Below are 14232 nucleotides of genomic sequence, written 5' to 3'. Positions count from 1 at the left end.
AAAATACGATCAATTTCTAATTCCCGCTCGCTGTTTTTATAAATACTCATGTTAGTAATCTCCCGCCCGCTCAAACTCACTAGCCGATTTGATTTTTGTGGCAATATTTTTGTTCCAGTTTCTGAGGGTATTGTCGGAGACTTGCAGGATTTTACCAGAAAGAATTGGTTTAAAGCCCCAAGCCCGATCGGGAGAAATTAAAAGAAGACTATTCATTACTCTAATCCTCTTCCTTCCAGGTAGAGGTCGCCCTCATCTGTCAACTGAAAAGCTTCTAGGCGGGGTGAAATAGCGGGTCGTTGTATTGATTGGGAAGTTCTACGGCATTCTACTACTTTATTTAATCAATTTGATTACTTTGAATTTACAGTTCGCGGGTGCATCTGGTTTTTGAAGCCTGAAGAAGCATGACCGCATATAAGTTATTAGTTATAATCCCATATTGACTACGGTCATGCTTCGCCCCTACGGATATATTTGCCTTGCGCCAGATGCACCCCAGTTCGCGATCGCAAAAGTAACGTATTTCTGTTATTGTTCGCGCTCGTCTCGAAATCTCAAAGCCTTGCCACACAGTCATCATGCGCCCAAGATTGACTTATTATAATCTATCGCAACTGCCAATACATCCGTTAGATCTAAATTGCTCGTTGCCGAACTTCCTTTTTCCTTGTGCGATAAGAACGATCGCCCTTTTAGCAAATTCTATATTCACTGTCAACCAGCACGGTTGAGCTAGCCCGATCGGGTTAGCTCAAATGAGTGTCACTCAAAAAAGTGACTGGTAACTAACTTGTACCCCCGGTTATCAATAGATATAGCGAGGGAAAAGCAAAAAACAAAACTTTTGTGCTCGCACAACCTACTTAGATAAACACATGGAAATTTCAACTTTTGAACTCTTGGCAAAGCCCATTGCACCTTCAGTGCCCACCGCACCAGAACTCACTCCAGTGCTTCGCCGAGTCGTTCAAGGATACTTTCTCACCATCTCTAATCTCGAAGCGATCGACTTGCGATATCGGATTGAGTTTGCCGTTAGTTTGCCCGTACCGCCAGATCCTAATAAAATCCCGATCGACGGCGTTAACGTTCGCTTAATTATTGACGTTGAAGGCGCTAACACCTTTATACCTCTGACTCAGATCGGATCTAGCAACATATATCGCGGGTTTTTCAGAATACCTGCTGGCAAAACTGCATCTGTTGAATTGTTACCTCTTGTGCCAGCAGTTCTCACTTCGGGTAGCCTAGAAGTACGGGGATATGTCTCGCTGTTTTTGCACGCCCGCCGCTTCTTTCCAGGCCCCGTACCTCCAACCAAACAAGGAGCCAGAGTGTTGCTGAATCCAGAAATTCGGGGTACTTTTTTGCCGAATGGTTTTCCAGGTGTGGTTGGGGATCTAGACTTCGATCAAATTAATTACACTCTGGCGATCGCTAGCGGAAAAGCATTGAATGTGCTTCCTCCGGCAATCTCTGGGCCAATTATTATCGATCCACCAATCATACTGCCGGTTTTGGAAGAGTTGCGCGATGGTAATTTGGAGTTAGCTAGTTCAGACGCAGACAATTCAGAAAAAGCTCAAATGCTAGTACAACTTCTGGCGGAACTTGAACCAAATGAGGCCAATTTGAAGGCGCTAAATACCGTGATGAACAAGTTCGATATTCCCGTTAAAATGTCTCACTGCTAGAAAAGAAGGGAATTATCCACCAACTCTATAGGGTGGGAAATACCTAAAATCTCTGGTATAGCAGTTCTCAAGTAGGTGAGGTACGTTGTTGGGCTTGGGCCCTCTTACCATAGGTTATACGGTAAGCTCGCAGACACGCCAACAACTCAGATCGCAGTCATACCTCACCTATCTGAGAAAGGCTATAGCCTTTCTCAAAAAGATGAGGTATGAATGACAGCTTATATAAGCACTAAACCTATAGGGCTCGCATCCCAACAACGTACCTTACCTATCTGAGAAAGGCTATATGTAGGGTGCGCTCCCGCCGCGCACCTTGCCGCTAGTTTGTAGTGAGGACTTCAGTCCTCACTACAAACGTTAAAAATCTAAAATGGTATGAGGATTATTCGGATGCAACCAGTATTTAAGTTTCAGCCAATTTCTTTTAGTTGGGTAGCGGTTCACCCCCAGCCAAAAGGTGTCATTCAATTTATAGGTGGCACTTTTTTTGGCACTTTTCCTACTGTATTTTATCGAGATTTCTTAAAAAAGTTGTTTGCAGATGGCTATACAATTGTTGCTTTGCCGTTTAGGTTTAGTTTTCGCCACTGGCCGATCGCAGTTAGTTTATTGCAAGAACAGGAGATACTTAGGAAAGAACTAACGGAAGTTGCGAAAAAATTGGGTTGGGAGTCGGATATTTATCAAGAGCGATCGAGCTATTTTTGGGTGGGTCACAGTTTGGGATGCAAGTACATCGCTCTTTTAGAGTTTTTAAGCGATGCCAATTGGCAAAATATTGCGAATCAATGTTATGGCCAAGATGAAAACCGACAGATTCAAAAGTTAATCTACAATAGCAGTATCGAGACACCTTCAATTAAAGGTCAACCCTCTTTATTAATTGCTCCCGATATCAGCAACACCGAGAGTGCAATTCCGATTCGAGCCCTCGCAGTGCTGTTAGACAAACTAGGTTTGGGAGTGCGGCCGACAAGAGCAGAAACTCAGTGTTTTATTGCTAGCAGTTCTTTGTTTAATTTAACTGCACTGATTTCGTTCGATCGAGATGACATAGCAGGCTCAGTTAGGGATATTGACAAAAGTTTGGAAGTACAAAAAAACAGCGATGTGCTGTGGTTGGTTGAACAGTTGAAAGCTAGAGATTTACCAGTTTTAACTCGGGAAATAGAAGGCACTCATTTATCCCCTATCGCTATCGAAACTGGCAATTATATTGTTGGGTTAAATCATTTTAATGCCTTCATCAAGCCGATTAAATACCGATTGCTTGAAGCTGAATGCGTTAAATTTTTAAGCGCTTTGAAGCTCAAGTCCGCACCCAAGGTCGATCGATAATATCACATCCGATTGCGCGATCGAGCGACTGGGCACAATGTAATATTTTTTATACCGGAAGTTCGATCGCAAATTCTGTCCCTTCACCCAGCACAGAATGGCAGATTAACTTGCCGCTGTGGGTTTCTTCTACGATAGACTTAGCGATCGCCAATCCCAATCCCGTCCCCTTGCCAACCTCTTTCGTAGTAAACAGATGGTCGAATATCCGCGATTTTACTGACTTTGGCATACCAGAGCCGTTGTCTTTGATACTAATTTCTACGGTAGAAAGGTCGATCGACATTTGAGTAGAAATAATAATTCGCTCAGGATCGGCTTCTAATTCCGCATAGGTTCGCCCAACGCACGCTGCATCCAAAGCATCGATCGCATTGGCGAGAATATTCATAAACACCTGATTTAATTGTCCGGGAAAACAATTAATTTCTGGCACATCGCCGTAGTTAGCAATCACTTCAATGGCTGGACGCAGATTATTTGCCTTGAGGCGATGGCGCAAGATCAGCACTGTGCTGTCAATACCTTCAGCCAGGTTAAATTTCTGCTTTTTATCGCTGTCGGCGCGGGAAAAAGTGCGGAGGCTTTGACTAATAGATACGATGCGATCGCCCCCATCCTTCATGGATTTAACCAGTTTGGGCAAATCTTCCCGCAGATATTCTAGATCGATCGTGTCTAGAGATGCCTCAATTGTCGGGCCGGGTTCGGGGAACCGTTGGCGATATAGATCGATCAAATCAAATAGATCGTTAATGCTATCTTCCACAGCACTGACATTACCTACGACACAAGCAATGGGATTGTTAATTTCATGAGCAACACCCGCCACCAGTTGTCCCAGAGTGGAGAGTTTTTCTTGCTGCACCAATTGCAATTGGACTTTCTCCAACTCATCGGTACGTTGTGCCACTCGTTGTTCTAAGGTGTCGGCTAGTTGCTTTAGACGCCAGTGAACTTTCACCCTTGCTAATACTTCCTGAGGTTCAAAAGGTTTGGTAATGTAGTCCACCGCCCCCAAGGATAAGCCTTGGATTTTATTCTCCGTATCTGCCAAAGCCGTCATAAAAATTATGGGGATACCTTGAGTAGCGGGGTCTGATTGGAGGCGGCGACAGGCTTCAAAACCGTCCATTTTGGGCATTTGCACGTCGAGTAAAATTAGGTCTGGGTGAGCATAGGCTACCATAGCTAGGGCTTCTTCACCATCCACTGCCATGCGAATTTTGTAGTTGGCGGATTTCAAGGTTTTGGAGAGGATAGACAAGTTGGTGGGATTGTCATCCACAATCAAAATAAAGGAATTGCTTGAGTCAATCATAGTTTCTAATACTACACATTAAGCGAGATACTGCTGAATAAATGCCCGTAGTTGTTTGATCTCGCACGCCTCGGCCATCTGGATAAGTTCTCGGACAAAAGCGGCATTATCCCCATCGGAAATTTGCTGGGCGACTTCCATCACTCCCTCTAAATCGCCCATTTTGGCTAGTTGAGCAAGTTGGGTCAAAATGGCGTCAGATGGCGGCTTAATTTCTTGAGCTACATCCAACTCCCAAAGTTGCTCGTCTTTGGGATCCTGATAAATCCACTCTAACTTTAAATACTTTTGCACTTGTTCTAGCAATATTTCAGCTTGGATGGGTTTGGGTAAGAAATTATTGCCCCCCGCTTTAATGCTATTGAGGCGATCGATCTCAAAGACACTGGCTGAAGAAACCAGCACAATGTGATGTTGTAGTTCTGGATGCGATCGCAATGAGTGCAAAAACTCAAACCCGTCCATGACTGGCATGGATAGATCGGTAATAATCAAATCCGGTGCAGTCTGTAAAACTTGCTGGAGTCCTTCTTGTCCGTCGCTAGCTTCAATAATTTTAAAACCAATTGGTTCCAAAAGATTCAGCAATACCGAACGATTTTCCCAGCGGTCATCGATCAATAAAATTTTGCGTCGTTTCCCAGCATAGCCTAGGATAGTTCTCTGAGAAACAACTCTCGAATCCGCAGCCCAATCCTTCTCTTCGGGCAATTCTACTTCAAAGGAGAAGGTGCTACCTTCCCCGGAAATACTTTCGACTTTAATTTCACTACCCATCAAGGAGACAATTTTATGGCTAATTGCTAGTCCTAATCCAGTACCTTCGGATTGTTTTTTGATATCACCTACCTGTTCAAATGGCTGGAATATCTGCTCTAGTTGTTGCGGGGTAATTCCGACTCCGGTATCTTTTACTGAGAAACGGAGAGTGCAAAAATCCGGTCGATCCGTTGTTTCAACTCTCTCAACTAAGAAGGTCACGCTGCCTTGATTCGTGAATTTAATGGCATTACTCAACAGATTAATTAGTACCTGACGCAAACGCTTTTCATCCGCCAGGACTCCCATAGGTAAGTTATCATCTGGGAGGAAGTCGAAGGTAATTCCTTTTTGTTGCGCTCGAATACTGTTGATTTCTACAACGCTTTGGAGAAAGGAAGGAAAGTAGAAGGAGGCGAGATAGATTTCTAGTTTACCGGCTTCGATTTTAGAGAGATCGAGGATATCGTTAATCAGGGTGAGAAGGTGCGAGCCGCATTGGTAGATGATGTTAACGCCGTTACTTCCTTTCGAGGTGAGGGGTTCGCTGCGTTGCAGAATCTGAGCGTAGCCGAGGATGCCGTTAAGGGGTGTGCGGAGTTCGTGGCTCATATTGGCGAGAAATTCGCTTTTGGCGGCGTTGGCGTTGTCGGCTAATTCCTTTGCTTGTTGAAGTTCTAGGGTACGTTCGGCAACGCGAGCTTCGAGGACTGTGAAGGAGGTTTTGAGTTGCGCTGCCATTTGGTTGAACGATCGCGCTAACCCTGCTAATTCTTTGATATCGTTAATCTCGACTGTGCGATCGAGTTCACCCGTGGCAATGGCTTCACTGGCTTGTTGCAATTTCAGAATCGGATCGGCAATCCATTGGGAAGTATATATACCGAGAACGGTTGCCAAAACCAACGCACCCAAACAGAGGATAATTGTGGTGCGAGTGTTGGCATTGATTTGTGCCATGAAAGTTGATTCAGGGACTACAATGACGCCGATCCAATCGATACCTCGTTTGTCGTTAATAGTTGAAATTTGAATAAACTGACGTTGGTTTCCCAGCATAAAATCAAGCTGCTGACTTTCGGCAATGTTGTTAAAAGTGCCAAGTCGTTCGAGGATTGCTTGGGCTGTTTGACGCATTACATAATTTTCAGACTTGACGGCAGGAATTTGTTGTAATTCATTTTTTTTGCGATCTATAATATAAGGCTCTTCGATCGTGGAACTTGCAATCAGGTTGCCCGATCGATCGATGATAAACGTTTGTCCTGTTTGATTCACCTGTAGATTGTTGAGAAAGCTATGAATCTTGCTAATCCGAAAAATATTGTTTTGAACTCCTAATAAATTTCCATCGCTGTTGTAGATCGGCTGGGTTAGAGCAATTGTCGCCTTCTTCGTCGTCTGGCCCAAGTAGGGCTGAGATGTCCAGATTGGTTTTCCGGCTTTCAGTGCAGCTAAATACCAGGATCGAGTCCGAGCGTCAAACATTGGTTGAGTTTCTATCAACCTAGTCCGTTGACCTCGATCGCCCAGACTGTAGATTTGACGCTGAGGCAGATTCGCTTTGTCACCAACCCGAGAAACGATGCCATCCTTTAATGTATCCTCTAAGGTAATACTTGTGCCATCAGTTAAAGCAATTTGCATGAATTCGACAGTATCTTGGCTGACCAACCGCCAAAAAGTCCGTTCTAGTTTGGTGACATCTGTTAAATCTAACCGCCCCTCTTGACCCGCGGCCACGATCGTTTGCCCTACAATATAAGGCTTGTCTAGATAAGCCAGGACTTGCAGGTTGAGGCGATCGCTAATCTCTTGACGCAACTGACTGGAAACATCATTTACTGCTTGCTGTCCGTTACGCAGCGACAGATAACCAGTCAGTCCGACTGCGGCAAAGATTTGCAAGACAAACGGAACTACGAGTACAAGTCGTAAAGGTAGAGTTTTAGCGGAATTCGCGTTAGATTTCATCATAGGTAAGTCGATTTTAGATTTATTGCCACATTGAATCTGCGAGGTTTGGTGCATCTGGCGCAAGGCGAATATATCCGTAGGGGCGAAGCATGACCGCAATCAATATGAGATTATAACTAATAACTTATATGCGGTCATGCTTCGCCCTCTTCCTTGCGCCAGATGCACCCGGGAGGTTGAGCTTTGGTCTCCAGGTTTTATGTTCACAGGCGATCGTACCCTGACCTTTGCCACCAATGGTTCGATCGCTATTCCCTATTTTAAGCTGCGATCGCAAGCCATTTTATTAACTTTTACCATAAAAAAAATTAAAATCAGACTATTCATTACTCCAATCCTCGGACTTCTAGGTAGAGGTCGCTCTCAAACTGTCAACTGTCAACTGTCAACTGTCAACTGTTGAAATATGGCCTTTAATTGGGAGCGAGATTACAAACTCAGTACCTTCACTTAGAGTTGATGCCACCTCGATAGTCCCCCCGTGTTTTTCTTCTACGATCTGTCGGGCGATCGCCAATCCTAACCCAGTGCCTTTTCCCACACGTTTCGTGGTAAATAAATGATCGAAAATGTGGGATTTTACTTCTGACGACATTCCTTTTCCGTTATCCGCGATCCTCACTTTTACACCTTCACTTTCCAGGTTCGTCCGAATCTCGATCCGATTGGGATGAGCTTTAATCTCAGCAAAACTGCGTCCTGAATTAGATTCATCTAGCGCATCGATCGCATTCGCCAAAATATTCATAAATACCTGATTGAGTTGTCCGGGGAAACAGGTAATTCCCGGAATTTTGCCATATTCGGTGACAACTTCAATGGCGGGACGATGTTCGTTGGCTTTGAGACGATGGCGCAGAATTAGGACTGTGCTATCGATGCCTTCGTGGAGGTTGAATAACTGCTTAGTGTCGCTATCGTTACGGGAGAAAGTGCGGAGACTTTTGCTAATCGATGTAATGCGATCGGCCCCATCTTTCATCGCCTTGATTAATTTTGGTAAATCTTCCCGTAAATATTCCAGATCGATCGCTTCTAATTCGTCTTCAATTTCCGTATCGGGTGTAGGAAACTTTTTCTGATAGAGATCGATAAGTCCAAATAAGTCGTTAAGAGCATCCTGTACCGCACCGACATTACCGACAATGCAGCCCACGGGATTATTAATTTCGTGGGCAACACCGGCAACTAAATTACCCAAGGCTGACATCTTTTCACTTTGAACCATATGTAATTGAGCTTGCTGCAATTCTTGTAAAGCCTGTTCTAAGGCGTGGGTTTTTTGTTGAATAATGGTTTCTGCATTTTTGCGATCGCTAATATCTCGCACAATACCTTGGAGTCCTATAGCATGACCTTCAGTATCTTTGATGGGAGTCATGTTTAGTGTTACCCACAGATAGCTGCCGTCTTGGCATAGGTGACGAAATTCTATATCTTGCTGGTTCGTGCCTTGCTCAAGCGCAACTTTAGCCGGTGCCAGCGCCATTTCTAAGTCATCGGGATGAATTAAATATGTTAAGGATTTTCCAACCCAATCAGACGGGGGGAATCCAAACATCGTCTCAAATTGGGGAGAAAGGTAGGTAAAGATGCCATCTGCCTGGGCAGACCAAATCATGTCATTTGCCCCTTCCACCAATCTTCGGAATTTAGCCTCACTCTCAGCCAGGGCAGCTTCAGCGTGTTTGCGATCGCTAATATCTCGGAAAATTACTAGCGCATGACGCTTGCCGTTGTAGTCACAGGAAGTTGCTTTAATCTCAATGTCAAAAATTGTGCCATCTTTGCGGATACATCGCCCACGATGATTAAAAATCTGCCCGCCTCGGACAGTCTCAATAAATTTGGCAAATATGGAAAGTTCTTCAGCTATCACAAAATCTGGCGGAGATAAAGCCAGAAACTCTGCCTCAGAATAGCCAAATATTTTACATACAGTTGGGTTGATCGCAATTGTGATACCTGTCTCTAGATCGACAATTGAGAGTCCATCTGTGACTGATTCAAAAATGCTGCGATACTGTTTTTCTTGTTGAGCTAATTTATCGGATTTCTCTTTTTCTCGCTGATATAGCTTGGCATTTTCGATGGAAATAGCGGCTTGAGTGCAGAGAAAGTTAAGAGTCAGGATGCGATCGCGCGTAAACGCACCACTGGTTCTTTTATTCTTCAAATATACAATGCCACGTAATTGACTTTGATGCAAAACAGGCAGACACAAAATGCTCTTGGGCTGTCGCTGGAGTAAATACTCGTCAATCACTGGCAAATCAGTCTTGAGATTGTCGATGACAACCACTTCCTGCGTGTTTTTGACATACTGAATCAGTTTTATCGGCAGAGCCTCATGCCCCTCCAGGGGAGCAGCGCTAATATCGATTTCATCGAGAGTTGCGATGACTTGGACATACCATTCCCCAGCTTCATTGGGCACTATCATCACGAAGCGTTCAGCCCCAGAGTTTTGTAAAATGATTTGGCTGAGTTGATGCAGGAGCTGCTCCAGTTGAATGGTTTCAGAGAGGCTTTGAAAGGCTTTGAGGAGCGTGGCAAAATCCAGAGCGGTGTTAATGCTCGTGCTTGAAGACTGGGTAGGATTGGTAGAGGTGTTAATAGAGGAATGAGGCGCAAGAGCAGTAATTGTTGTCAGTGTTTCCAAGATAGTTAGAGATTCGGTACCTGCATAGAGAATGGGGCGCAGTAAATTGGGATAACGATTTTCTAAGTCATCGGTTTTGGCTTTGGCTCCCCAACGGGCATAGCAGTAGTAAGCTTCTTGCATATAGCCGGAGGCGACTTTTTCTTTGCCCCAATCTAGATAGAATTTGGCTGCAAGTTCGTTGGCGAGGGCTTCTTCTTGAATGTATTTGTTGGCTTTAGCGCCAGAAATGGCAAGATCGTATAGATCGATCGCTTCTATTCTTTCACCCAGCACTCGCCGATACTCCGCTGCCACCAGATCGTATTTATGTTGGAAGTTCATCGGAGCTTGGCTAGCCCTTTGTTCAAGCTGTGTGAGTTTGCTCTGAATGCGATCGCCCAATGCAGATTTTTCTGCTGGCTGCGTGCTGGGTTCAAGAGCCAAATCTGCTAGCACCGCATAAAATTCGGTGACAATAGCAACAAGCTGAGTCCGCGTAATCGGATCGCAGCGATCTAGTAGGGAAGCAATGCGTTGAGCGGTGTGATAATCACCAAAAAGATAGCTATAAACGAGCTGATTGTGAATGTAATAAATAAAGACAGGAATTCCCGGATTCATCTGTTCCCAATCGCTCGGGAAACTGGGTGCAGGAATTTTCCCTTCTAAGCTCAAGATACCCTGGTGATTAGCTTGATGGATGGCGAAACCAATGCCAGCTTCTCCGATTTGCCCCATCCACTGGCTATACTTTTCCATTTCAACATGGACTGTTGCTAAATTGTTTCCAGCTAAATAAGCCAGATTACAGTAGTTAAAAGCACTATAAGTGGCGTGTTCATAATCACCAGTTTCTATAGCCAGGGTGTAAGTTTGTTGCAATTTTTCTACAATCTGATGTGCTGAAAAATGCCAATGTTGAGTAAAAAGATTGACTAAGAATGTGGTCATGGCCGCCAGTTCGCGGGCTTCGTATCGATCGATAAGTTGGAGTGCTAATTGTCCAAATTCATAGGCAGCGGTTTTATCTCCTAACATTCCACCCACTAACATCGCGTAGTTTGCATAACCATGAGTATGAGGAGCAGCATGACCATTGTCTAATCCAAGTTTGGTTTGTGCTAATACTAGCAGGGGGAACAACATCGGATCGCCTAAAAAGGCGGCGGGAGAAATTCTCAGTAATAGATAGCTGGCTGCCAGTTTGTAGGGATCGTCAATCGCTGGAGATTCTAATAAGTCCTCGATCGAGCGATCGGCAAGTTTAGCTTGTACTTCCTGCAAGCCCATGATGATATCCTGGGGCTGGGGCTGGGACGGAAAGGTGATGCCTAATGTCTCTAAGAGCGATCGCCCGAGAGCAATTGCTTCGGAAAAGCGACTTTGAAGTTTCAAGCCCTGTAGGCGAATGTCCTGCATCGGTAGGGCTGTTAAGAAATCAGGGCTGTGTTGGAGTGCAGTGTCAATGCACCGATCCATCAACTCGAATTGACTGCACAGACAGGCGGCTTGGGCAAGGCCTTGATGCAGCTTGCGAGTCAAGGTATCCTGTCGATCCCAGCAGTCGGGTGGCAACAATTCGATGCCGGTGCGACAATAATCTACGGCAGCTTCGTAAGCAGTAGAGGCGATCGCTTTGTCACCTGCTTCTAGATTCAGTTGAGCCAACAGTAATTGTTCCGATAATTGGTTAATTAATGCTCTTCCCAAATTCAGTTGATTCACTAACAAAAATACTTGCTTTGCCCTGTTTGCAGATAAACTTTTAGCTAACAGTAATCTGCCAATTTTGAGGTGAATTTGGGATTTTTGATACTCAGGAATGAGAGAATAGGCAGCTTGTTGGATGCGATCGTGGAGAAATCTGTAGAGTGCAATCTGTGAATTTTCGACTAAATCCTGGGTTTCTCGTTGGATATAAAACTTGTAAACTTCACTTTGAGGTAGAATCAAGCCTTCTTGCAAAGCTTGCCACAATGTTGTTGACGTTTCCGTCTCAGATTGCTCAAATGCGATCGCCAGCGTCTTCAAATCGAATTCGTTGCCAATACAAGCAGCCAGTTTCAACACCGCTTGTGTTTCCAGTGGCAGTTTCTGCAACTGCAATGCCATAAACTCCACCACATCATCCGTGAGTGCCGCCTCCCGCACCCGGACAATATCGCATTCCCAATGTCCGACTTGGCTGTCAAACTTAATCAACTCATCCTGATGGAGTGCCTTGAGAAACTGAGTGGCAAAAAATGGATTTCCTTGGGTTTTTTGTGCAATCAATGCCGTCAACGGTTGCGCTAACGCCGTATCACAGTTGAGCGTATCTGCAACTAATTGATTCAAACTAGATTGGCTTAATGGCTTTAGGGCGATCGTACTCACAATTGCCTCAGTTTTGCTCACTGAATCCAAGGTCAGCATTAACGGATGGGCTCCGGAAACTTCATTGTCGCGGTATGCTCCAATCAGCAGCAAATAGCCTGTTTCCGATGCCATTAACAGTTGCATCAAATTCAGTGAAGCGGAATCTGCCCACTGCAAATCATCCAAAAAGATAACTAAGGGATGTTCTGGTTTTGTGAAGACTTGAAGAAACTTTTCAAACAATGAATTGAATCGATTTTGGGCGGCTGTTCCCGACAGTTTAGTGGCAACAGATTGTGTGCCGATAATTCGTTCCAGTTCAGGAATTACTTCAACAATTACCTGGCCATTTTCGCCAACCGCTTCTAGAATCTGTGTTTTCCAGGTTTGTAGTTGGGTGTCCGACTCGGAAAGCAGTTGCCCCATCAGATCGCGGAAGGCTTGCACAAAGGCAGAAAAGGGAATATTGCGATTAAACTGGTCAAATTTCCCTTTAATAAAATAACCCCGTTGCCGGACAATGGGTTTGTGAACTTCATTCACAACAGCCGTTTTGCCAATGCCAGAAAATCCAGAAACCAGGATCAATTCACCCCCCCTTTGTCTACCGTTGCTAAGGGTGGATGACAGGGGAGTCGCTACTCGATCGAATGCTGCTAATAGTTTTTGAACTTCGATTTCCCTGCCGTAGAGTTTTTCAGGAATCAGGAAGCGATCGCAAATATCTCGTTGTCCCAATTCAAAATGCTCAATTTTACCAGTTGCTTGAAGTTGAGCAAAACAAGTTTCTAGATCGTGTTTTAATCCTAATGCACTTTGATAGCGTTCTTCTGCATTTTTCGCCATCAACTTCATGACAATATTAGCAATTGCCTGCGGAATATCTACACTTTTAATTGTTGATTGTGGATTTGTTTCTTGTCGAAGAGATGGCGGTTGTTTGGCAATATGATAGTGAACTAACTCCATCGGATCTTGGGATTGAAACGGCAAATTTCCTGTCAGCAGTTCGTAAAAAGTAACTCCGAGGGAATAAAAGTCGGTTCGGTAGTCAACGCCTCGGTTCATTCGTCCTGTTTGTTCGGGAGAAATATAGGCGATGGTTCCTTCTAAAACGTTGGGATTATAATAAATTTCTTGCGTTTCTCGTGGCAGTAAAGAAGCGATGGAGAAGTCGATTAGTTTGATTTGCTTGGTTTGCGGATTAATCAGAATATTAGCTGGTTTAATATCTTTGTGAATGATGCAGTGGTTCCCAAGTATATCTAATGTATTGCTTAGGGCGATCGCTATTTGGAAAAACTCAACGAGAGATTTTACTGTTTTGCCTTTTCCAGTCCACTCTTTTAGAGAAATTCCCCCGAAGTCTTCGACAATCAGCGCATAGCCGTTGCGGTAGGGTTCCAAGCTGTAGGTTTGGATGATTCCGGGCAAGTTGAGGTTTTTGGCGATCGTGTACTGATTGCGAAATTGGACGAGTTCGCTGAAGCTGGGATACTCGCTATGCAAGACTTTGATGGCAACGGGCTGTTTGTCGTCTGTGCGGAAACCTCGATAAACTACGGTGCGAGTGCCTGAGTAAATGCGATCGATAATTTGATAGCCAGTTAGTTCTATCATAACGATAGTTATTTTTTTATTATTTTTGATCTAACTATTATAATCTAGTAATTATCGAATAATGCCAGTAAAAATACTTAAGAAAATAACAAAAACGATACCCAGTAATACCAATTTAATGTGAAGTTGCACATATCTCGATCCCCCTAAATCCCCCTTAATAAGCTATGCTTTATAAACATCTTTCTTAACAATAAATTTGACAAAAATCAACATCTGTGCTGTTAAACGATCGGGCGATCGCCCAGGAATGAGATTAAAATGATCGATCAATGGGTAAGGGAAGAATTAGAAAAGACTCAATTGGGAGATGCAAGAAGAACAAATAGATTCATGAAAATTGTTTCTAACTTGAGTGATAAACCAACATCCAGTGTACCTGAAGCTAGTGGTACATGGGCAGAAACTAAGGCTACTTACGATTTTTGGGATTCACCATATATCAAACCATCTCAGCTTAGGAAAGGACACGTAGATGCGACGGTTTCAAGAATTAAAAATCATCAAATTATCTT

8 protein-coding genes are annotated in these 14232 nt (G+C 44.1%); 4 read left to right on the top strand and 4 right to left on the bottom strand.

What is annotated here, in order from left to right; all coding sequences use genetic code 11:
- Positions 1–51 precede the first annotated feature (51 nt).
- Positions 52–216, bottom strand: a complete 165-nt coding sequence (locus JGK11_RS25470; protein WP_293213325.1) for a hypothetical protein — start codon at positions 214–216, stop codon at positions 52–54.
- A 662-nt stretch (positions 217–878) separates the two neighbouring features.
- Here JGK11_RS25470 and JGK11_RS25465 point away from each other — a divergent pair.
- Positions 879–1697 (top strand): hypothetical protein, encoded by an 819-nt coding sequence (locus JGK11_RS25465; RefSeq protein ID WP_293193325.1) that lies wholly within the window; start codon positions 879–881, stop codon positions 1695–1697.
- A 393-nt stretch (positions 1698–2090) separates the two neighbouring features.
- Positions 2091–3038 carry a DUF1350 family protein gene (locus tag JGK11_RS25460; protein ID WP_293185731.1) on the top strand — a complete coding sequence of 316 codons (948 nt, stop codon included), beginning with the start codon at positions 2091–2093 and terminating at the stop codon, positions 3036–3038.
- A gap of 49 nt (positions 3039–3087) precedes the next feature.
- On the opposite strand, the gene JGK11_RS25455 is transcribed toward JGK11_RS25460, so the two are convergent.
- Together JGK11_RS25455 and JGK11_RS25450 are read right to left on the bottom strand one after the other, a co-directional pair.
- Complete coding sequence (locus JGK11_RS25455) at positions 3088–4359, bottom strand: response regulator (protein ID WP_293185729.1); 1272 nt, start codon at positions 4357–4359, stop codon at positions 3088–3090.
- Positions 4360–4377: 18 nt separating this feature from the next.
- A complete protein-coding gene (locus JGK11_RS25450) occupies positions 4378–7095 on the bottom strand; it encodes an ATP-binding protein (protein WP_293213322.1) in 2718 nt (905 codons plus the stop codon).
- 199 nt (positions 7096–7294) lie between these two features.
- On the opposite strand from JGK11_RS25450, the gene JGK11_RS25445 reads away from it, so the two are divergent.
- Positions 7295–7498, top strand: a complete 204-nt coding sequence (locus JGK11_RS25445) for a hypothetical protein (protein ID WP_293213320.1) — start codon at positions 7295–7297, stop codon at positions 7496–7498.
- On the opposite strand, the gene JGK11_RS25440 is transcribed toward JGK11_RS25445, so the two are convergent.
- Positions 7481–13717, bottom strand: a complete 6237-nt coding sequence (locus tag JGK11_RS25440; protein ID WP_293213318.1) for a PAS domain S-box protein — start codon at positions 13715–13717, stop codon at positions 7481–7483. The two genes, JGK11_RS25445 and JGK11_RS25440, sit on opposite strands and share 18 nt — an antisense overlap.
- A gap of 261 nt (positions 13718–13978) precedes the next feature.
- On the opposite strand from JGK11_RS25440, the gene JGK11_RS25435 reads away from it, so the two are divergent.
- Positions 13979–14232 (top strand): transposase (locus tag JGK11_RS25435; RefSeq protein ID WP_293193320.1); only part of this gene is annotated, 254 nt, incomplete at its 3' end.

The sequence above is a fragment of the Microcoleus sp. PH2017_34_RAT_O_A genome (genome assembly GCF_020737885.1).
Taxonomy (GTDB): domain Bacteria; phylum Cyanobacteriota; class Cyanobacteriia; order Cyanobacteriales; family Microcoleaceae; genus Microcoleus.
Note: the sequence above shows the minus strand (reverse complement) of the source record. Positions and strands in the feature narration are given on the sequence as shown.